Below are 20,987 nucleotides of genomic sequence, written 5' to 3'. Positions count from 1 at the left end.
GCTGAGTCCACGAGCCGGTGCCGGGAGCCGGTGCCGGCGGTTGCGATCGGACCGGCCCGGCGTCGGCCACGTTGGCCAGTACGGTCGCGTTGTCACCGTGCCGCAGAATTGCGGCGGCCTGATGCTGCTCGGTTCCGGTCAGCGCCTCATGGGCGGCCCTGGCGAGGTCACCGGCACTGCGATAGCGGTCATCGGGATGCTTCGCCATTCCTTTGGCGATCACCTGGTCGATGGCCGAGGGAACTTTCCCGGGCCGCAGCTCGCTGGGCCGCGGCGGCGGCTGCATGAGATGCGCGGCGATCAACCGTTCCACGCTGTCGCACCGATAGGGCGGTGATCCGGTCAGGCACTCGCCCAATACGCAGGCCAGGGAATAAATGTCGGCGCGGTAGGTGATCTCGTCGACGCCGAATCGTTCCGGGGCCATGTAGTTGTATGTCCCCACCGCGAGACCGGTTTGGGTGAGCCCGGGATCTGCGGCGGCGTGGGCGATGCCGAAGTCCACCAGATAGGCGAAGTCGTCGCCGGTGATCAAGATGTTCTCCGGTTTGACGTCACGGTGCGTCACACCGCTGGCATGCGCGGCGTCCAGCGCGGCGGCGGTCTGACTGACGATGGCCACCGCGCGTGCGGGGCTCATCGGACCGAATCGGGTCAGCATGCTGCGCAGCGAAAAACCCTCGATCAGGCGCATCTCCACGAAGAACTTGCCATCGATCTCGCCGTAGTCGTGGATCGGCACGACGTGCGGCTCAGTCAGCCGCCCGGCGGTGTCCGCCTCGCGTTGCATACGCGCCCGGAAAACCGGGCTGTGGGAGAACTGTTCGGAGATCAGCTTCAATGCCACCACACGGCCCTTGCGGATGTCCTCGGCCTCGTAGACTTCACCCATCCCGCCGCGGCCCAGCAACCGCATCAGCCGGTAGGGCCCGAACCGCGACCCCACCCGCGAACCCGGTTGGCTGTCGCTCATCATCGACGCCTCCTTCGTCTGATCATGACAGTGCGTTCACCGCCGTCGCGAGTTTCGATTGGAAAGAGTTGGGCAGCGGGATATATCCGTATTCGTCCAGACCGTCCTGGCCAGGGCCGATGGTGGCCTGCATGAACGCCTTGACGGCCGAGCCGGTCGAGGAGTCGGGATACTTCGAGCACACAATCTCGTAGGTCGCCAACACGATCGGATAGGCGCCGGACTGCGTCGGCTGATAGAACGACGACGTGTCGACCACCAGGTCATTGCCCTGACCTTTGAATTTGGCGCCCTCGATCGTCTTGCGGACCGCGTCGGTGGTGATGGCGACGGGATCCGGACCGGCTGAGGTGACGATCTGGGCCATCGCCAATCCGCGTCCCACCGCGAAGGACCATTCGTTGTAGGTGATTGCCCCATCTGTTGTCCGTAAGGCCGTCGACGTGCCATCGTTGCCGCTTTCGCCGTCACCGACACCACCGTTGAACGTCTTGCCAGCGCCTTTGCCCCAGGCGCCGTTGGAGGCCGCGTCGAGGTATTTCTGGAAGTTGTCGGTGGTTCCCGACGCGTCGCTGCGGAAGACGACGTGAATGGGTGTGGCGGGCAGATCCGCGTTTTTGTTCAGGGCTTTGATCGCCGGATCATTCCAGGCGGTGATGGTGCCGTTGAAGATTCTCGCCGTGGTCGGCCCATCGAGGTTCAGTGAGCTCACGCCGCTGATGTTGTAGGTGACCGCGATCGGGCCGAAAACCGCAGGCAAATCCCAGGCCGGCGAACTGCACCGCTGCGAGGCCTTGTCGGGTTCCCCCTTCGACGGATCGAGCGGCACGTCCGAGCCGGCCAGATCGGTCTGGTTACTGACGAATTCCTCGACGCCGGCACCGGATCCGTTGGCGTTGTAATCCAGTGTGTGGCCCGGGCAAGAACGGATGTAGGCGTAGACGAACTGTTCGACGGCGTTCTTCTGCGCAGTCGACCCACTGGCCGCAAGCCTCTTCTTGCCGCTGCAGTCCACCGGCGCGGACGAGGGACTGCTGGACGAAGACGAGGTATTCGTATTGCCACCGCACGCTGACAGGATTGAAGTGCCGACGATCAGCAGGCACAACGCTGCGCCTGACCGGTTGAACTTCACAGCACTCCTTGGTGCACTTGGACGTCGACCGTGTGAGCTTACCGTTAACGCCTGACGGTTCGGAGGTTAACCGCTGATGAACGGCTGCGGGCTGCGGCCACGCCGCCTGCGCCGATTTTCTGTGGTCAGCAGGCGGCGTCAGTGCAGGAATTGCAGCAGCAGGTCGTTGACGATCGCCGCTTGCTCGATCTGCGGGCAGTGACCGGCTGAGTCGACCACCGCCCACCGGCCATCGGTTATCTGATCGGCGATCTGCTTGGACCAGCCGGGCGGCAGCAGCTTGTCACACGCGCCTTCGACGACGAGCGTCGGCGCTGAAATGCGTTCGTAGGCCCGTTTACTCGACACCGGCGGTGGCGGCGCGGCCCCGGGACGGCGAAACCGGGCCGCGGCCAACGCTTCCCACGCCCCTGGGGCGATGCTGGATTCGTAACGGCGTTGCACGTAGCCCTCGTCGGCCGGGTAGGCGGGGTCGTGGAACAGTGCCTCGACGATACGGCGCATGCCGGCGACCGTCGCGTCATAGTCGTAGAGCGCCGCCATGTATTGGTTGCGCTGAATGTCGCCGCCGCCGCAAATGGTCACCATGCTGCGCATCGGCAGCACCGGGGATTTCGATGTGGCATCGGTGAGCATGTTGATGGCGCCCATCGAGTTGCCGACGAAATGCGCCGACTCGACGCCGAGTTGGGCACAGAAGCGGGCGACGTGCCGGATCCGCAGGCCACGGCCGTCGTTGAAGTCGATCACCTTTGCCGAGTCGCCGAAGCCGAGCATGTCCGGTGCCAGCACGCGGTACTGTGTGGCAAGCGCTGCTACGGTGCGCTCCCAACTGATCTCGGCGTTGGCGCCGAACTCTCCGCCATGCAGCAGGACCAAAGGGTGGCCGTCGCCTGCCTCCAGGTAGGCGGTGCCCAGCCCGTCGACCACTGTGCTTCGGTGCTGAATCTCCATCCGACCCTCCTCAATTGGCAACCGCTGCTCCGGCAGAGCGAACAAAGGTCACCACTTGCGAGGCGAGCAGGTCGAGCTGGCTTTGCACAGTGGCGTCGACCAAGAGACCGGCTCCGTCCCAGATCTGATCTGCCGAGTTGATCGCAACACCCAGCGGAGTCGGCCAAGCACGCAGCGCATGCCCGACGGCACGCAGCTGGTCCAATGTGCCGACCGCCGCCTGCCATCCGTAGGCGCAGCTGATGCAGCCCCACGGCTTGTTGTCGAGATAGACGCGGGAATCGTCGCGCATGTCCTCGATGTAGTCCAGCGCGTTCTTCACCAGCCCGGAGATGCCGCCGTGGTATCCCGGTGACCCGACTACGACGGCATCGGCTTCCCGCAAGGTGTCGATCAATTCGACCGCCGGCGGTGTCCGGGCCGGATCGTGTGGGTTGTACATCGGCAGGTTGATGTCCACACCGGAATACAGCTTGGTGCGTCCGCCCAGCTTCTCGACTGCGTCCAAACAGTGCCGCAGCGCCCGTTCGGTCGACGAGTTAGACCTCAGCGTGCCGCCTACCCCAACCACAAGTGGCTCAGTGTTTTCCGTCGTCATAGCTGTCTTACCTACTTGATCGCAATTGGATTGACCGGGGACCCGACCGCGCCGATAACCCGCAGCGGTGGCGCGACGAGCTGAAACTCATACACGCCGTCGGCTGCGCAGTCTGCTGCCAGCGCCGTAAGATCCCAATATTCGCCGAGCATCAGTCCCATGTCCCGCAGACATAGCATGTGCATCGGCAGAAACGTTCCGTCCACCCCGGACACCGGATTCTCGACCATCAGGTTGTCGGCGGCGACCGCTGCGATGTCGTGATCGTGCAGCCAGGACGCGCACCGCCAGTCCAGTCCCGAACCGGGTTCGCTTCCGTTGCCGGTGTGCAAAAACCTTGCCCACCAGCCGGTGTGGACAAGGATGATGTCGCCGCGGCCGATCGTCACGTTCTGTGATCGAGCGACCTCGTCCAGCTCTTCGGGTCTGATCGGGTTGCCGAGTTCAAGAAAGCTATCCGCGCCCCGATGACGTACGACATCGAGCAGAACGCCGCGCGAAGTGATGCCCTTGCCGTCGACTTTGTCGATGCCGCAGTGGAATGCGCCAAGGCTGGTCACCGAGTTCGCCGGGAAGCCGTTGTAGAGCTTGTCCTCGTAGTAGACGTGCGACAGTGCGTCCCACTGGGTTGCGGCCTGCAGTGACATGATGATCATGTCATCGTTGAAGCGGAGCAGACCGTCTTCGAAATACCCGCTCAACTGTTGCGCGGTCGCGTTGCGGGCCCAGTCCGGGCCGTATCGCGCCAGCGTGCCGGCATCACCGCCATCGACGGTCATGACGTGAATCGGGTTGTGCCGGAACTTGAACGCGCCCTGCGGCCCTGCCGACCCGAAGTCCACGCCGAGCGGGAATATCTTGCCGTGCCGCACCAGGCTCGCCGCCTGCGCAACCTTCTCCGCGGTAATGAAGTTCAACGTGCCGAGCTCGTCGTCGTCGCCCCACCGTCCCCAGTTGCAGACGTCGCGCGCAACCTGCCGGAAGTCGCTCAGGCCGGCCACGGCGCCCGTCCCTTCCCGAGTTCATCGGCCACCGCGGCGGCGAGGTTCCCTCCGTCAACCCAAATAACCTGTCCGGTGATGTAACTGGCCGCCCGGCTGTTCAGAAACACCAGGACCGCCGCTTGCTCGGACGGATGCGAGACTCGACCCAACGGCTTGGGTATGTCGTCGAGGAACTGCTGCCCGTAGCGGGTTCGCAGCTGTTCGAGAATCGGGGTTTCGGTTACGCCGGGACCGGTGCAGTTGATGCGGATACCCCGGGCGCCCAGCGCGGCGGTGGTTTTCATGGTGTAGAGAATGATCGCCTCTTTCGATAACCGGTACCCCCCGTCGGCCAGCGCTTCAGGGTGGCGATGGCACCACTCGATGCCGTCCCGCATCGTCTGCGTGTGCAGCAGCCCGGCAACAGCTTCCTGATGGTCGCGGTACCCCGAGGCTGCGAGGGAAGACACGCTCACCACAGACGATCCCGGCCCCATCTTCGGGATGAGCGCCTCGGTGAGCTGCCGCGTACCGAGGAAGTTGACGGTGACGACGAGCAGCGGGTCACCGATACCTGAGGAGACACCGGCGATGTTGAACAGCGAATCGACCCGCCCGCCAACCGAGGCGGCGGCCCGGTCGATCGAGGCGGGATCGGCCAGATCGATTCCGTGGAACTCGCCGATGTCGACCCCCGGCGGCTGCTGGTCCAGACCGACGACGTGCGCGCCGAATTCTGCGAGCTGTCGAGCCACCTGCGCACCGATGCCCGACGTGCAGCCGGTCACCACCACACGCCGGCCGTCGTAACGCCACAGCCCGTCGAATTCGCTCAATGTCCGAACGTCTTTCGCTACCGCGAACCCTGTTCTTTGGCGCGTTGCGCGGCCTGCACCCGGCCCTCGTTGATCTCGGCCATCGCCTCGGGGATCTCGCTCGCGGTGAATTTCCCGCCCCGGCCGGTGGGCAGTCCGCCGAATGAATAGTTCTCGTCGAACCCCGGTGCGGTTGGCTCGGGCCGTCGCGCTTCGACCTTCTCGATCACCGGCTCGAGCCGCTTGGCCTTCTCGGCCACGGCCTTCCGGTCGCGCTCGATGAATTCCGGCAGCACCTCTTTGCCCATCAACTCGATGGATTCCATGGTGCCTTCATGACTGCGTGGGTTGAGCAGCAGAATGATCTCGTCGACACCGCTCTCTTCGTAGCCGCGCAGGAATTCCCGCGCCATGGCCGGGGTGCCGATCGCGCCGCGTCCCGGACCGTAGGCCAGCGTCGGATCCTTCTCCACCTCTTCGAGGTAGCGCTGCCAAACCCCGGTACGTCCGGGGGTGTGTAGACCGGTCATGTAGTAGTGCATGATCCCGAACGAGAAGAACCCGCCGCCCTTGCCGAGACGTTGCAGCGCCTGCTCCTCGGTCTTGGCGACCATCATGGACAGGTCCCCGCCGATGGCAAGGATATTCGGATTGATCGCCGGGGTGACCGGGATACCGCTTTCTTCCAGCTCTTTGTAGTACCCGTTCACCCGCTCAGTCAGCGGGCCCGGACCGGTGTAGGCGAAACTCAATGCGCCGATGCACTTTTGGGCAGCCATCTGCACACTGGCCGGCCGGGTGCAGGCAACCCAGACGGGCGGATGCGGCTTCTGCAACGGCTTGGGAACGACGTTGCGCGCCGGCATCTCGATGTGCTGACCCTTGAACCCGCTGAACGGCTCCTCGATCATGCAGCGGATCGCAACCTCCAAAGCCTCCTCCCACTGCGTTCGCTTGTCGGCGGGATCGATGTTGAATCCGCCGAGCTCACCCACCGAGGATGATTCTCCGGTGCCGAACTCGACCCTCCCGTTCGAGATCAGATCCAGGGTCGCGATGCGTTCGGCGACCCGGGCGGGATGGTTGACCGCGGGCGGCAGGTGCATGATGCCGAAACCCAGCCGGATGTCTTTGGTCCGCTGGCTGGCTGCGGCCAGGAAAATCTCCGGGGCGGTGGAGTGACAGTACTCCTCGAGGAAGTGGTGCTCGGTGAGCCAGACGGTGGAGAAGCCCGCTTCGTCGGCAGCCTCGACCTCGTCGAGGCACTCCTGTAGCAGGACCCTTTCGTCGTCGGGCTGCCAGGGGCGCGGCAGGGCGAACTCGTAGAACAGCGAGACCTTCATTGCTACCTCCTATGAATGTTAAGCGTCTGTCGGACAACGTCTTTGGCTGCAAGGTAGCCGAAGGTCATCGCGGGCCCGATGGTGGCTCCGGCGCCGGCGTAGCTGCGTCCCATCACCGCCGCCGACGTGTTGCCCACCGCGTACAGGCCGGGCACCACCGTTTCATCGGCGCGTAGTACGCGGGCGTGTTCGTCGGTGCGCAAGCCTCCCGAGGTGCCCAGGTCCCCGAGGATGACTTGGAACGCGTAGTACGGCGGCTTGCCCAGTGGATGCAGATTGGGGTTGGGCAGGGTGGGGTCTCCGTAGTAGTTGTCGTAGACACTGTCGCCCCGGTTGAAATCGTCGTCGTGGCCGTTGCCCGCAAGTTCGTTGAACCGTGCGGCGGTGTCGCCCAGAGCCTCGGCCGGGACGCCGATCTTGGTTGCCAGTTCGCCCCAACTCGTCGCGGCTTGCACGACACCGGATTCCAGCCAGGCTCTGGGCACCTTGCGTCCGGTGGGTACCGGGGCGCCGGGGATTTTCGGTATCGGCAGGTGTCCGGCGATCACGTAGCGATTGAACGAGCTGTGGTCGGTGATGAGCCAGCACGGGATATGAGTGACACCGGACTGTTGTCCCTCGAGCATGGCGTGACCGAAGTCCATGTAGGGCGCCGCCTCGTTGATGAACCGCTTTCCTTGGCCGTTGACGATGAACTGCGAGGGCATCATGCGTTCGTTGAGCATGAATTGTAAACGGCCGTCGGGCCATTGGATGGCGGGGAACCACCAGGCTTCGTCGAGCAGATCGGTGTCGGCGCCGACGGCTTGCCCGGCGCGGATCCCGTCGCCCATGGCCAGCGGGTTGCCGAAGCTCCAGTCCCGGTCGACCAGAGGCTGGTGTTCTTTGCGCCAGGCAAGGTCGTGGTCGAAGCCGCCGCTGGCCAGGATGACGCCGCCGCGGGCCCGGATGCGCTGAGGCTGACCGTCTCGTTCGACGACCGCACCCGTGACCGATCCGTCTGCGTCGGTGAGCAGCGCGGTCATCGGCGCGGAGAGCCACAGCGGAATGCCGCGTTCTTTCAGCGCAAGCCGCAGTCGCGCGGCCAGCGACTGCCCGATGGCCGCGATCCGCTCACCGAACACCCGCGCCCGCACCATCCGCGTGACCAGTTTCAGCAGCACACCTTTGCCGCCCCACGACTGCCGGATCTGGTAGAACGAGCGAAGTTCCTTCGGGCTTAGCCAGATCCCTTTCGGAGCCAGCGCCAGCGGTTGCAACAGATGCTGTTCGTCCTCACCCAGTTTGCGCAGATCGATGGGCGGCACGTTGATGGTGCTGCCCAATTCGGAGCCGCCGGGCGCCTCGGGATAATAGTCGGCGTAGCCCGGTTTCCAGACGAATTCGAGCCACGGGCTGAGCTGTTCGAGGAACTCCATCATCTTCGGTGAAGACTCGACGTACTGCTTGATCCGCGAGTCGCTGACGAGGCCACCGGTGATCAGGCGCAGATAGGACACGACCTCCTCCGGCGACGGGGTGTAACCCGCTCGGCGCTGCGCCGGTGCACCCGGCACCCAGATACCACCGCCGGACAGTGCCGTCGAACCGCCGAAGTAAGCCGCTTTCTCGACCACCAGGGTCTGTAGCCCGGCCGCGTCGGCGGTGAGCGCCGCCGTCATGCCGCCGCCGCCGGACCCGACCACCAACACGTCGACGACGTGGTCGAAGGCATCGAACGAAGTCGCTGACGTCACGTCGTCGGCACCGCCGTTCGGACCGCGAAGCCGGCGATCAATTCGGCGGCCGGCTTGTAGTAGCGCAGCTCCGTCCGATACGGGCCCGCCACGGCCAGAGCCGCGAAAGCGGCGATCCACGTGCGTATCTCGTGTGCGGAATTGCCACCCTCGGTAGAGACGAACGAATTGGACCACCGGTCAAGCTCGGCCAGGTGTCCGCCGTCGAGGATGTTCAGGAAGCGCTGGTCCCACGCCGGGTTGAGTGGTCGCAGCGCGTCTCCCCCGCCGGCGAAGTCTCTGGCCGCCTCCGTCACCGCGGTCTGCCGGGCCATCCGCTGTTCAGCGGTCATCGGCCGGCCTTGCACGATGCGCTCCAGCACCGACCCGGTGGCCGTCGCCAGCGTCGGCACCGGCGGATCATGCGACAGTCCACCGGATCCGACGACAAGAACCCGCTTACCCAACGTCGCCAGGAAGCTGCCCACGGCGGTCCCGAACCTCCGGGCACGGTGCAAAGGCCCCAGCGGTGTGGCGACGGAGTTGATGAAGATCGGCACCAGCGGGCGCGACGTGGCGTCACCGAACAGTTTCTCCAGCGGTTGCACGGTGCCGTGATCGACGTCCATGCTTGCCGAGACGGCGACGTCAACCCCTGCGCTCAGCACGGCTTTCGCGCAATCGGCGGCGACGTCTTCAGCCACGTCGAGCGGGCCGGAGTGGGTGCCGTAGTCCCCGACACCTTGTGCGTGCGTGCCAATACAGAACGGCGGCATCACTTTGTAGAAGAAGCCGTTGTAGTGATCCGGCGCGAAGATGACAACCAGCTCCGGGTCGTAGTCATTGACGAAAGACCGGGCTTGGCTGAGTGCGGTCTCGATGTCGTCAAGAAGGTCCCGCGACGGCCCCGGCAGATTCAGCAGCGGGCTGTGCGACATACAGCAGAGAGCCAGTGGCACTTTGGAAATCACCGCCTCCCGCAATCAGAGTGAGGGCATCGAACAGTTGGGAGCTCAGCTCGGGCGCGAGCTGAGCGATGCTTGCGCCCGCGATACAACGATCGGGCCGCAAAAACAACACAGACTCTTCGTGAGCGTCGAACCATGCTTTCAGCGCGCCGGTCCGGTCTCCGACGATCACAACTTCAGGATCATCATGTCCGGTCCAATGCAGCTGGGTGCAAGGGCGAATGGCGACGAAGCGCGCACCCAGCGACTTCCATGCGGAAAACGCCTCAGCGCCCAAGATTTCGCGCGGGTTGTTGTTCCAGCACAGGACCGCAAACCAGTGACCCAGCACATCGTCGAGCAGAACGTTTTGCTCTTCGCGGGTGTCCACGGGAGGTTGCACGAACAAGGTGCCGGCCGGCGAATCACCAAGCGGCTCCGGATGCACCACGGCGCCCTGATCGTAGCGCGGCATCGGCTTGAACCGCATTTCGAGTACATACCGCTTGAGCGCGGGCAACACCGACGCTGACCGCACGAAGACGTCGCGGACGGCAGCGACCCTGCGGTTGGTTGGCGAGATGACGCGGCCCACCATGGTGGACAAGTCGATCATCGCGCGGGCATGCTTGCGCCGCTCGACGTCGTAGCTGTCGAGCAGCGCGTCGTCGGCGCGGCCAGTCACCACCGCTGCCAGCTTCCAGCCGAGATTCGCCGCGTCGCGGATGCCGCTGTTGTAGCCCTGCCCTTGCCACACCGGCATGAGGTGGGCGGCGTCGCCGGCCAGCAGCAGACGTCCCTGCCGGAAGGCACTTGCGATCCGTGAGTGATGGGTGTATATCCGGTGCCGGATGACGTCGACGCGCTCAGGGTGCGGCACCAATGAGGCGAGCATGCCGGTGACGAACGCTGGGTCTTCGGCTTCTTCGTCGGTCTCGTGGGCGTGAATCATGAACTCGAAGCGCCGAATTCCGTGCGCGATCGAGATCGAGGCGTATGGCCGGGCCGGATCGGCGCCGACCTCGCTGTTCGGATGACCCAGCGGGTCGTTGGCGATGTCGATGACCAGCCAGCGCGTCGGCGAGGTCGTCCCGTCGAACGACACGCCCATCAACCGGCGGGTGGCACTGCGGCCGCCGTCGCAGCCGACGACGTAACGCGCCCGCATGGTCGATGGCTCACCGTCACTGCCGCAATCGACCTGCACCGCGTCAGCGCTTTGCACACATGATCGCATCGGACGGCCCCACCACACCTCGACGTGGTCAAACCTGCTGAGTCCGTCGAGCAATTCGGCGTCGACCATCGGCTGCACGAAACCGTTTCGCTTGGGCCAACCGAAACGGGCGTCAGGCGGCGCCATCTCGGCCAGTAGCCGCCGCCTGCCGTCGAAAAAGCGCAGAATCTGATTCGGCACCGTATGCGGCAGCACGCGGTCGACCAGCCCGATCGCCTGAAAGGTGCGCAACGCCTCGTCGTCAAGACCGACACCACGGGGATAGTCGATCAACGTGTCCCGCTCCTCGAGCACGATCGTCCGAACGCCTTGCAGACCCAGAATGTTCGCCAACGTCAGTCCGACCGGGCCGGCGCCGACGATGACGACGTCAACTTCTGCGTCGGCTTGTACGTCCCGTGTTCTCTGGCCGTTGGCGACCATCAGCGTCCCAGCAAGAAGTCGAGATGCAGACGGTTGAAGGTCTTGGCGTCTTCATATTGCGGCCAATGACCGCAGCCCGGCATGACTTCGAAGCGCGCGCCGGGGATCATCGACGCGATGCGGCGGCCCTCGGTCACATCAGCTGTCGGGTCGTCACTGGTCCACAACACCAGGGTCGGCGCGGTGATGGCGCCGTACTCGTCGGGGCCGAGTAGATTTCGCGCCCGAATCTGCGGATCTTGCAGTGCCACGATGTCGCGCATCGCGGCGACGAAACCCGGCTGCCGGTAAACCCTTTGACGGCTGGCGATCAGGTCGTCGTAGCTCTTCGACTTATCGGCCATCAGCCATTTGATGCGGGCCTGCACGGTTTCCCAGGTAGGGTCCTCCGCGGCCGCCATCGAAAGTGTGATGATCCGCTGCATCACCTCTGGATCGGCCTGCGAGCCACCGGCGGTGTTCAGCACCAGTCGCTCAACCTTGTCGGGGTGGTCGATCGCGATGCGCGCGGCTACCCAGCCGCCGAGCGATTCACCGGACACACTGGCACGCGGCGCGTCGATGGCGTCCAGGAAGGCCACCAGGTGCTCGACGTAGTGGGTGATTTCAAGCGGATGTCCCGGCTTGTCGGTGTAACCGTGTCCCAGCATGTCGATCGACCACGTCGAGAAGTGCTCGCCGTGCGCCTCCAAGTTGCGGACGTAAGCCTCTGCGTGTCCACCCGAGCCGTGCAACAGCACCAGCGCGGGTTTGTCGGAGTCACCGGCCCGCAGGTAGCGCGTCCGGACGCCGCCGGCGTTGAGGTGGCCCTGAGAGAAGGAGACGCCCTGGAGGTCGCTCCATACGCTCTCGTACTCCAGCACCGGTTCCTCTTCTGTTCGGTGGAAATGACGCTATCGCTATAGGCCAACAAGTGTGCTAATATCGCACACTGATGTGCGCTATATTTAGAGCATCACTCTCGGTTCACTGTCTGTCAAGGGTGGGCGCACGATGACCGGTTCCCAGACGCTGGCCAGGGGCTTGAGCGCCCTTCATCTGGTCGCCGCCGCGCCGGCCGGGCTGACCGTGCAGCAGGTCGCCGACAAAGCCGGGGTACACCGGACCATCGCCTATCGACTGCTCGCAACGCTGGCGGAGTTCCGGTTGGTGGCCAAAGGCGAGGATGGTCGGTACCGGCCCGCGGCGGGTCTCGCCGTCCTGGGTGCGTCGTTCGACCACAATGTCCGCCAGCTGAGTGTGCCCACGCTGCGCGGATTGGCTGACGACCTGGGCACCACCGTGTCCCTGTTGATCGCCGAAGGCGATCAACAGGTGGCGGTCGCAGTGATCGTGCCGACCCAGGTTGCCTACCAATTGGCCTTCCACGAGGGCAGCCGGTATCCACTGAGCCGCGGAGCCGCCGGAATCGCGTTGCTGGCAAGCATGCCGCCCCGCCCGGACGAACGGGACCTCGTCACTCGCGCTCGCGAGCAGGGCTGGGTGATCACCCACGGCGAGATCGAACCGAACACCTACGGCCTGGCGGTGGCGGTGGACCGCGAAGCACCCTCGCCACCAACGTGTATCAACCTCATTTCACACCGCGAAGACGTCGTGCTGCGTGGCAAGGATGCAGTCATCATGGCCGCCAAGCAATTGGCGGCGATTCTGAGCTGAAAGGATCTGGCCCTGATGCCGTCTTGGGACGATGAAGTCGACGTCGTCGTATTGGGCACCGGTGGCGCCGGCCTCACCGCCGCGTTGACCGCGGCGGTCAACGGCGCCACAGTCCGCGTGTGCGAGAAGGCCGCCACGGTCGGTGGGACCACCGCCGTGTCGGGCGGCGTGGTGTGGATCCCAGCGCATCGCCGGTCACCGGACGGCGAACTAACCGTCACCGACGCGATGAAATACCTTCGCGCACAGTCATTGGGCTCGATGGACGACGCGCTGGTCGAGACATTCGTGCGCACGGGTCCGGTCATGCTCGACTTCATCGAGGCGCACAGCGGTGTGCGCTTCGAGATCGCTGCCGGATTTCCCGATTACAAATCGGAACTGCCGGGCGGTCGTCCCGCCGGGGGTCGTTCGCTGACCTCGGTTCCCTATGACCTGAGCCGGCTTGGTGAGTGGCGCGACCGAATCACGTCGTTTCCCGCCGATTGGTCCAACGTCGGTTTCGACGCCGAAACCCGAGCCCGGCTGCACGCCTCGGTCGACGAGGCGGCCGGCGACCTGTGCGCGGCCGGCACCGCACTGATAGCCGGGCTGCTGCAGGGGCTGCTGGCGTTGCACGTGACGCCGCAAACCAATGCGCGAGCCCAAGAACTCATCGCCGACGGCGGAACGATCACCGGGGTGCGGGTCAACGGCCGCACCATCAGGGCACGCCGCGGCGTCGTCCTGGGCACCGGCGGTTTCGAGTGGGACGCGGCGTGGGCCAACGCGTTCCTGCGCGGCCCCATGCACGGAGCCGTCTCCCCGCCCTACAACACCGGCGACGGCCTGCGAATGGCAATGGCTCACGGCGCAGACCTGGCCAACATGGGCGAAGCGTGGTGGGTGCCGATCGTGCAAATACCGGGTGACACCATCGAGGGACATCAGCGCAGCCGCAGTGTTCGCCTGGAACGAACCCGCCCCCGCAGCATCATCGTCAACCGCGCGGGTCGGCGGTTCGTCAACGAGGCATGCGATTACAACTCGATGGCCGGCGCCTTCCACTACCTCGATCCACGCAACGGCTACGTCAATGACCCGGCGTGGATCGTCTTCGACTCACTGCACTTGAAGCACTACGGTTTCCTCGGCGTCGAACCCGACGAGCCGGTCCCGCACTGGTTCTGCGAGTCGGCCGACCTCGGCGAGCTCGGCGAGAAGACCGGCATCGACGCCGTCGGACTGGCCAAGACGATCGACAAGTGGAACCACGATGTCACCCACGGCGCCGATCCCGACTTCGGCCGCGGCTCAAGCGCTTACGACGGCTACTGGGGCGACGACCGCGCGACAACCCCCGCCGGTAAGACACTGGGCCCAGTGGACACCGCTCCGTATTACGCGGTGCCGGTGTCAGTGGGCGCGATGGGAACCAAGGGCGGACCGCGTACCGACCGCGACGGCCGGGTGTTGCATGTCAGTGGCCAACCGATACCGGGCCTGTTCGCGGCCGGTAACGCGATGGCCGGTGTCACCGGCCGCGCCTATGGCGGTGCGGGCGGAACAATCGGTCCCGCGATGGTTTTCGGCTTGCGGGCCGGCCATGCCGCGGCGACCGGCAATTCGCTGCCGGACGACTGACGGTATCTTGCGGCCGTTGCGGCTTAATCAGTTGTCAGCTCTTGCCTTCGAGGTCGAGGTCCTCGTCGTCATCGACACCCTGCACTGCTTCTTCGTATGACACATCAGGTGTGAAGAGTTCCGGCTTCAAGCCGTCACCGGGTGGCGCAGTGTCACCGTTCGGCTCGCGTCGATGGGATCGCTGATCCGCGTCAGCTTCCGTCTCGGAACTTCTGGATTCTTTGATCCAGTCGCGGCTCAACAGGATCAGGCCCACTATTGCGATAACTACGGCGATTACCGCGAGCAAAGTTTTGCCGACAATGATGGCGGCCACCAAGACCACCATGCCCGCCACCGCGCAGACGATTGCAGCGATCAGTGCGACCATCCCCTCCCTGCTGCAGGTGGCACAACCCTCGATCCCGCATCACCGTGCCTGACGCACCGGACTCGACGCGTGCGCCCGAATCTACCCGGCGGTTGACTGATGCTCCGCTTTTCGGGCGTCCGGTGGTGCACCCGCATCGCAAGCCCGGCTGATCGCGCGGGGTCTGCGGCATCGCAGCGGGCGGTTAGGGCGCCGGCACCTCGATGACTGTGGCGGACCCCATCCCCCCGCCCGCACACATCGCCGCGACACCGATACCGCCGCCGCGCCTGTGCAACTCGTGCACCAAAGTGACGAGCATCCGGGCGCCCGTGGCGGCCACCGGGTGGCCCAGCCCGCAGCCGCTGCCGCTGACGTTGACCCGGTCCGGATCGAGGTCGAGCAGCTTGATGGTGGCGACACACATCGCCGCGAACGCTTCGTTGATCTCGAATAAGTCGACATCGGACGTCGAAAGGCCAGCTCGGTCAAGAGCTTTCGGGATCGCCTCGACAGGTGCAAGGCCGGTGATCGCCGGATCGACCCCGACGGAGGCCCAGGCCCGCACGGTTGCCAGCGCCGGCAGTCCCAGCCGGTCACTGGCGATGGTCAGCACCGCAGCGCCGTCGTTGGCGCCGCACGCGTTGCCCGCGGTGATCGAGAAGCCTTCGATCTCCGGGTGCAACGGCTTGAGGGCGGCCAACTTCTCCAGCGTGGTGTCGCGGCGAGGATGCTCGTCGACCGAAAACAGACCGTGCGGCGTCTCGATCGGCACGATCTCTTCTTTGAAGCGGCCCTCGTCGATCGCGGCGATCGCATTGCGGTGTGACCGCAACGCCCACGCGTCCATCTCCTCTCGAGACACCCCGGCCTTGACCGCGGCGTTCCACCCGACGGTGATCGACATGTCGAGGTTGGGTGCGTCCGGACGGTCCGGGTGCGTCGGCGGGAACCAGTCGACCCACTCGCCGTCAACCTCAAGGCGCGACCGCGGCGAGGTGGACGCAGAGTTGACACCACCGGCGATGATCAGCTCGTCCATTCCCGCGCGCACACTGGCCGCGGCGCTTTGCACCGCAGCCTGGCCGGCCGCGCAGTGCCGGTTGTTGGCCAGGCCGGGTACCGCCGTCAGGCCCGCGGTGATCGCGGCATGACGGGCGATCACGCCGCCGCCGTTGAGTCCTTCACCCAGGATGACGTCATCGATCTGCGCGGGGTCGAAGTCGGCCACGGCTTCGGACACGACGTGATTGGCCAGGTCATAGGCGGTGGTATCGCGAAGCGTGCCCTTGCGGGCAGTGCCGATAGGGGTACGCAGCGCGGACACGATGACAGCTTCAGGCACAGGAGTCTCCAATACGGCACGCGATGGTATGAGAACATTATTCTCTCAGTTCGAGAGTACGAGTTGCAAGAAGGGAAACTTGCATGCAGATCAGTGGTAGCGCCGCTATCGTGGTCGGCGGGGCGGGCGGTCTGGGCGAGGCCACGGTTCGCCGTCTCCATGCCGCCGGCGCGAAAGTGGTGATCGCCGATCTGGCCGACGAAAAGGGTAAACAGCTCGAGACCGAGCTCGGCGCCCATTACGTGCGCACCGACGCCACCAGCACCGACGAAGTTCAGGCAGCTCTTGCAGAAGCGGAATCGCTTGGGCCGTTGCGAATCTCGGTAGACACCCACGGCGGCCCGGCAAGCGGCGGACGTCTGGTCGGTAAGGACGGCTCTCCGTTGGACCTCGAAGGTTTCAAGACGACCATCGACGTGTACCTGACCGGCGTCTTCAACGTGATGCGCCTGGCCGCGGCTGCCATCGCGCGGCAAGAACCGGTCGACGGCGCACGCGGTGTCATCATCAACACGGCCTCCATCGCCGCTTATGAAGGACAGATCGGTCAGCTGCCCTACGCCGCAGCGAAGGGCGGCGTCGTCGGCATGACGCTGGTGGCGGCGCGCGACCTATCACCGCTGGGCATCCGCGTGGTCACCATCGCTCCCGGAACGTTTCTGACGCCGGCGTACGGCAAAGCCGGCGACCAACTGGAAGCGTACTGGGGCCCGCAGGTGCCGCACCCCAAGCGAATGGGCCGTCCTCCCGAGTACGCCACGCTGGTGCACAGCATCGTCGAAAACGACTACCTAAACGGCGAAATCATCCGCCTGGACGGGGCACTGCGGTTCCCGCCGAAGTAACGTAGCCAGTCGGCGCGCACTTAAATGCGCAGCAAAATCGTCGAGCGTAACGCCACCGCGATAATCGTCGAGTTTTATCGCCGTGGCGTTACCCTCGGTGCCGCGGCCGGCTGCGTATCGGCGCTAGTTCTTGCCGGCGTTCAGCTTGGCGACGATGGTCCGGAAATCCTCGGTCTGCATCGACTGATTCTCGGCCGTCAGCGCGAAATCCAAAGTCGCCAGCACGGCACGCTCAAGGTGCACATTGAGCACCCGCTTGGTGCTTTCCACCGCCTGCTGAGGCAGTCGCAGGATTTTGTTGGCACACCCAATCGCCTCGGCCAGCGGATCAGCGGCCACGTGGTTGGCCAAACCCAGTTCAACGGCGCGGGCGGCGGGAATCCGGGTGCCCGTCAGCGCGTACTCCTTGGCCAGCAGCAGGCTGATGTGCAGCGGCCATGTCAACGGGCCGCCGTCGGCGGCCACCAACCCCACCTGCACATGCGGGTCGGCGAGGTAGGCGTCATCGGCGATGTAGACGATGTCGCTCAGCGCGACCAGGCTGCAGCCGAGCCCGACGGCCGGGCCGTTGACCGCCGCTATCACCGGGATCCGGCAGCGGGCCATGCCCAACACGATCTCACGCCCGTCCGAGATGGTCTTGGCACGCAGGTCGGCGTCGCCGGCCAGTTCGGCGAGGTAGGCGAAGTCCCCGCCGGCTGAGAACGCCCGGCCGGCGCCGGTGATCACTGCGGCGCGGGCCTGGCGGTCATCACTCAAGCGTTGCCACAGTCTCGCAAGCCCGTTGTGCAGGTCGTCGTTGACCGAGTTGAGCGAGTCGGGCCGGTTGAGCGTGATGATCCGCAACGCGCCCTCGGCGCGAACGTCGATTTCCTGCGGCATGTCGTACAAGTCAGACTCCTAATCCCAAGATTCGCGAAGAGATGATGTTCTTCTGTATCTGCGACGTCCCGCCCATGACGCTTTGCGCGCGGCTGTACATGTAGGCGCTCAGCAGGTCGGGGTCGCTCGTTCCGCCGGCGGCCAGCGCGGCGTGGCCGACCGACTGCTCGACCCAGGTCATCAGCAGCTTGTCCAGCGATCCGTCCGACGTGTGCGTGACACCGTCGAGCTGTTCGGACAACCGCCGCCGGACGTGATGCGTGAGCATTTCGGTTTGGACTGCGGCCCAGGCGAGTTCGTTACCGGCAACGCCGTCGGTGCGAGCGGCTAGCTGCCGCACCAGCTTTCCGTAGCGGGCCGCGTAGCCCAGGGTGGATGGTTCACGTTCGTGTCCGACCACAGTCATCGCCAGCGGCCAGCCCTCGCCCGGCGCGCCCACCATCTGGTCTGCGGGCACGGTCGCACCGTCGAAGAAGACCTGACCGAATTCGGTGGTGACGCCGTTGATCATCCGCAGCGGTCGCTGCTGCACGCCAGGCTGCTTCATCGAGACGATGAACGCCGAGATACCGCGGTGCCGCTTGGCGTCTGGGTCGGTGCGCGCCAGCAGCAGACACCAGTCTGCGATGTCGGAGTAGCTGGTCCAGATCTTGTGCCCGTGGATGACGTAGTTGTCGCCATCGGGGGTGGCTCTGGTCGCCAGCGACGCCAGGTCCGAGCCGGCGCCGGGTTCGCTGAAGCCCTGGCACCACCGTTCGGTGCCGTTGATCATGCCGGGCAGGAACCGCCGGCACAGGTCCGTGCTGCCGTGGCGGCTCAGACCCGCGACCAGATAGCCGAGGCTGGGCCGGGGTGGAGCGCCGGCCCGGGCCAGCTCCTCGTCGAGGATGACGTCGTAGACCGGCGGCAGTTCCTGACCGCCGTACTCGCGCGGCCACGACAGCCCGAAGAAACTACCTTCGTAGAGCGCGCGATGCCACTCGCCCTGCTGTGCCCAGTAATCGTCGCCGGAGCTGGGAAACTGCTTGGCGTGCAGCGCAAGCCAGGACCGCAGCCGGTCCCGGAAGGCGGCCTCGTCGGGCGAGTCACGGAAGTCCAACGTCGATCTCCTCCAGGTTGACGGGCCACAGTGCAGTCGAAGTCAGCGCACGCCGCAGGTAGACGTGGGCCAGGCATTCCCAAGTATTGCCGACGCCGCCGTGTACCTGAATCACGTTCTCGCACACGGTTCGCGCTGCGCGCGCACAGTAGACCTTGGCCACACGGGCTGCGCGAATGGCCTCGGCCGCCGTGAGCTCGTCGACGGCCCAGGCGGCGTGCCGCAACACACTCACCGACCCCTCGATGAGGGCCAAGCTCTCGGCGAGCAGATGCGCGACAGCCTGAAACGAGCCGATCGACTTACCGTACTGCTCGCGTACTTTCGCGTAGTCGCACGCCAGGGTGTGCGCGCCGCGTGCGGTGCCGACCAGGTCCGCAGTGGTGATCACCAAGGCGAGAGCAAACCATTGCCGCGCAACATCGTCGGACACGGCGCCCAATGCTTGCGGAGTGCCCGTAATGCCGGCGCGGGCTCGGGTCAGATCGGCGCCGAGCTCAACCTCGCCGAGATCGACGCTGAGCACTGCGGTGTCGTCGAGCAGCAGGGCGCGCTGATATCCGCGCGCGTCGATCGCGTGATCGCGGAGCGCGATCGTGGCACCGTGCGCGTCGGCGCCGACGTGGCGGGCCAGCTCATCGGCGAGCACCGGCCCCAGAAACGGCGCGTCGACCAGCCCGCGCCCGAATTCCTCTGTGACGACGGCTACTTCGACGCCGGAGGCACCGTCGGAGCGCAGCGACCGCCATCCGGTCGTCGCGACCTGCCTGTCCAGGCGAGTGATGCGCTCATCGTCGTCCAGTGCCTGCACCGACCCGGGGCCGAGGTCGTCGGCCAGCTTGGCGGCCGCGTCGCGCAGTTGCCGTTGTTCAGAGGTCAGACGTACATCCATCACGTTCCTTCAGCACTCGGCGTAACACCTTGCCGGAAGGCAGGCGAGGAATCTCGGCGACGAAAACCACGCGGCTCAGGCGCTTATAGGACGCCAGCCGGTCAGCCACCCAGTCGGTGAGTTCGGCGGCGAGTGCGCAGTCATCGACGTCGTCATCCGCATGTGTCGCGACCGCGGCGACGACCGCTTCGCCGTCGACGGTGTCGGGAACACCGAACACCGCACAGTCTTTGACGGCGGGGTGACCGTGCAGCACAGCTTCGATCTCGGCGGGCGCGACCTGAAAGCCGCGCACCTTGATCATCTCTTTGGACCGATCGGTGATCCGCAGCCAGCCACCGGCGTCCAGGTAGCCGACGTCACCGGTCCGATACCAGCCGTCGCACAGGACATCTCGCGTCGCTTCGCACGGCAGGTAGCCGGCCATCAGCGAATCGCCCCGCGCCTGGATCTCACCGACCTCACCGGGTCCGACCTGCTCGCCGGTCTGCAACGAGACAACTCGCACCTGCACGCCCGGTACCGGCCGGCCAACGGAGTCGAGTCGCGCGCCGTCGAGCGGATTGCAGGCGATGACCGGCAACTCGGTGGTCCCGTACGCCGGAACCCACCCGACGCCGGTCCGACGGGTGACGGTCTCGGCGACGCTCGCGCTGACCGGCGTCGCTCCCCACATGATGAACCGCAGCGACGAGAGATCGTAGGACTCCAGATGCGGGTTCGAGGCGATAGCCAAAGCGATTGGTGCGACAGCCATCTCGACGGTGATCCGATCGTCTTGGATGTGCTGCAACATGCGATCCACGTCGAACCGGCGATGCAGGCGCATCCACACACCGGTCTGCAACGCCGTTACGATGTTGAGCAGTCCGAGAATGTGCGACGGCGGAGTGGCGATCTGAATGCGATCGCGCGCAGTCAAACCCATCGCCTCGCGCCAATGCCCGACGGCGGCCTGCAGCGAACGATGAGTGTGCCGAACCGCTTTCGGAAGACCCGTGGTACCCGAGCTGAAGGCCAATACCGCATCGGCATCAGGCGGAGGAGCGTCGCTGAACGCTGGTTCGCCCGCGACGATGGGTTCGTCGAGATGCAACATCGGCATCAGACTCGACAGCACATCGTGGTCGCCGACAGCGTGCGACGGGTTCGTCAACGCCAGCGCGTGCT

Annotated in this window: 20 protein-coding genes; 3 read left to right on the top strand and 17 right to left on the bottom strand. The window is 65.4% G+C overall.

What is annotated here, in order from left to right; translation table 11 throughout:
- The 11 genes from WA317_RS18230 to WA317_RS18180 all read right to left on the bottom strand — a co-directional run.
- Nucleotides 1-973, bottom strand: a 973-nt coding sequence (locus tag WA317_RS18230) for a serine/threonine-protein kinase (RefSeq protein ID WP_425174373.1), incomplete at its 3' end; no start/stop codon positions are given.
- Nucleotides 974-995: 22 nt separating this feature from the next.
- A complete protein-coding gene (pstS, locus tag WA317_RS18225; RefSeq protein ID WP_425174372.1) occupies nucleotides 996-2,108 on the bottom strand; it encodes a phosphate ABC transporter substrate-binding protein PstS in 1,113 nt (370 codons plus the stop codon).
- 138 nt (nucleotides 2,109-2,246) lie between these two features.
- A complete protein-coding gene (locus tag WA317_RS18220) occupies nucleotides 2,247-3,062 on the bottom strand; it encodes an alpha/beta fold hydrolase (protein WP_425174371.1) in 816 nt (271 codons plus the stop codon).
- A 10-nt stretch (nucleotides 3,063-3,072) separates the two neighbouring features.
- Nucleotides 3,073-3,660, bottom strand: coding sequence for an NADPH-dependent FMN reductase (locus WA317_RS18215; protein ID WP_425174370.1), 588 nt, complete (start codon nucleotides 3,658-3,660; stop codon nucleotides 3,073-3,075).
- 11 nt (nucleotides 3,661-3,671) lie between these two features.
- Complete coding sequence (locus WA317_RS18210; protein ID WP_425174369.1) at nucleotides 3,672-4,661, bottom strand: cyclase family protein; 990 nt, start codon at nucleotides 4,659-4,661, stop codon at nucleotides 3,672-3,674.
- Nucleotides 4,649-5,479 carry a coniferyl-alcohol dehydrogenase gene (locus tag WA317_RS18205; protein ID WP_425174368.1) on the bottom strand — a complete coding sequence of 277 codons (831 nt, stop codon included), beginning with the start codon at nucleotides 5,477-5,479 and terminating at the stop codon, nucleotides 4,649-4,651. The genes WA317_RS18210 and WA317_RS18205 overlap by 13 nt, the downstream gene beginning before the upstream one ends.
- A 17-nt stretch (nucleotides 5,480-5,496) precedes the next feature.
- Nucleotides 5,497-6,801: an LLM class flavin-dependent oxidoreductase gene (locus WA317_RS18200; protein ID WP_425174367.1), complete on the bottom strand. Its 1,305-nt coding sequence runs from the start codon at nucleotides 6,799-6,801 to the stop codon at nucleotides 5,497-5,499.
- A gap of 2 nt (nucleotides 6,802-6,803) precedes the next feature.
- Nucleotides 6,804-8,537, bottom strand: coding sequence for an FAD-binding protein (locus tag WA317_RS18195; protein ID WP_425174366.1), 1,734 nt, complete (start codon nucleotides 8,535-8,537; stop codon nucleotides 6,804-6,806).
- A complete protein-coding gene (locus tag WA317_RS18190) occupies nucleotides 8,534-9,454 on the bottom strand; it encodes a 3-carboxyethylcatechol 2,3-dioxygenase (RefSeq protein ID WP_425174365.1) in 921 nt (306 codons plus the stop codon). The genes WA317_RS18195 and WA317_RS18190 overlap by 4 nt, the downstream gene beginning before the upstream one ends.
- Complete coding sequence (locus WA317_RS18185; protein ID WP_425174364.1) at nucleotides 9,402-11,123, bottom strand: bifunctional 3-(3-hydroxy-phenyl)propionate/3-hydroxycinnamic acid hydroxylase; 1,722 nt, start codon at nucleotides 11,121-11,123, stop codon at nucleotides 9,402-9,404. Before WA317_RS18185 ends, WA317_RS18190 begins: the two co-directional genes overlap by 53 nt.
- Nucleotides 11,123-11,986, bottom strand: a complete 864-nt coding sequence (locus WA317_RS18180; RefSeq protein ID WP_425174363.1) for an alpha/beta fold hydrolase — start codon at nucleotides 11,984-11,986, stop codon at nucleotides 11,123-11,125. The genes WA317_RS18185 and WA317_RS18180 overlap by 1 nt, the downstream gene beginning before the upstream one ends.
- Before the next feature lie 130 nt (nucleotides 11,987-12,116).
- On the opposite strand from WA317_RS18180, the gene WA317_RS18175 reads away from it, so the two are divergent.
- Complete coding sequence (locus WA317_RS18175) at nucleotides 12,117-12,782, top strand: IclR family transcriptional regulator (protein WP_425174362.1); 666 nt, start codon at nucleotides 12,117-12,119, stop codon at nucleotides 12,780-12,782.
- A 15-nt stretch (nucleotides 12,783-12,797) separates the two neighbouring features.
- The gene (locus WA317_RS18170) at nucleotides 12,798-14,405 is read left to right on the top strand and encodes an FAD-dependent oxidoreductase (RefSeq protein ID WP_425174361.1); all 1,608 of its coding nucleotides are present in this window, start codon (nucleotides 12,798-12,800) and stop codon (nucleotides 14,403-14,405) included.
- Between the two features lie 34 nt (nucleotides 14,406-14,439).
- Here the strand turns inward: WA317_RS18170 and WA317_RS18165 are convergent, their stop codons facing one another.
- Both WA317_RS18165 and WA317_RS18160 read right to left on the bottom strand, forming a co-directional pair.
- Nucleotides 14,440-14,775, bottom strand: coding sequence for a hypothetical protein (locus tag WA317_RS18165; protein ID WP_425174360.1), 336 nt, complete (start codon nucleotides 14,773-14,775; stop codon nucleotides 14,440-14,442).
- Between the two features lie 184 nt (nucleotides 14,776-14,959).
- Nucleotides 14,960-16,099: a thiolase family protein gene (locus WA317_RS18160; protein ID WP_425174359.1), complete on the bottom strand. Its 1,140-nt coding sequence runs from the start codon at nucleotides 16,097-16,099 to the stop codon at nucleotides 14,960-14,962.
- Between the two features lie 83 nt (nucleotides 16,100-16,182).
- Between WA317_RS18160 and WA317_RS18155 the strand changes: the two genes are divergently transcribed.
- On the top strand, nucleotides 16,183-16,944 hold the full coding sequence (locus WA317_RS18155) for an SDR family NAD(P)-dependent oxidoreductase (RefSeq protein WP_425174358.1): 762 nt from the start codon (nucleotides 16,183-16,185) through the stop codon (nucleotides 16,942-16,944).
- Between the two features lie 123 nt (nucleotides 16,945-17,067).
- Here the strand turns inward: WA317_RS18155 and WA317_RS18150 are convergent, their stop codons facing one another.
- From WA317_RS18150 to WA317_RS18135, 4 genes are all read right to left on the bottom strand, one after another.
- On the bottom strand, nucleotides 17,068-17,835 hold the full coding sequence (locus WA317_RS18150) for an enoyl-CoA hydratase/isomerase family protein (RefSeq protein WP_425174357.1): 768 nt from the start codon (nucleotides 17,833-17,835) through the stop codon (nucleotides 17,068-17,070).
- A gap of 1 nt (nucleotide 17,836) precedes the next feature.
- Complete coding sequence (locus tag WA317_RS18145; protein ID WP_425174356.1) at nucleotides 17,837-18,925, bottom strand: acyl-CoA dehydrogenase family protein; 1,089 nt, start codon at nucleotides 18,923-18,925, stop codon at nucleotides 17,837-17,839.
- Nucleotides 18,912-19,817, bottom strand: coding sequence for an acyl-CoA dehydrogenase family protein (locus WA317_RS18140; protein WP_425174355.1), 906 nt, complete (start codon nucleotides 19,815-19,817; stop codon nucleotides 18,912-18,914). Before WA317_RS18140 ends, WA317_RS18145 begins: the two co-directional genes overlap by 14 nt.
- On the bottom strand, nucleotides 19,795-20,987 hold a 1,193-nt coding region (locus WA317_RS18135; protein ID WP_425174354.1), incomplete at its 5' end, for a class I adenylate-forming enzyme family protein. The genes WA317_RS18140 and WA317_RS18135, both read right to left, overlap by 23 nt.

Origin of the sequence: Mycobacterium sp., assembly GCF_049802695.1 — a bacterium.
GTDB lineage: Bacteria > Actinomycetota > Actinomycetes > Mycobacteriales > Mycobacteriaceae > Mycobacterium.
This window is presented reverse-complemented; position numbering and strand designations above follow the sequence as displayed.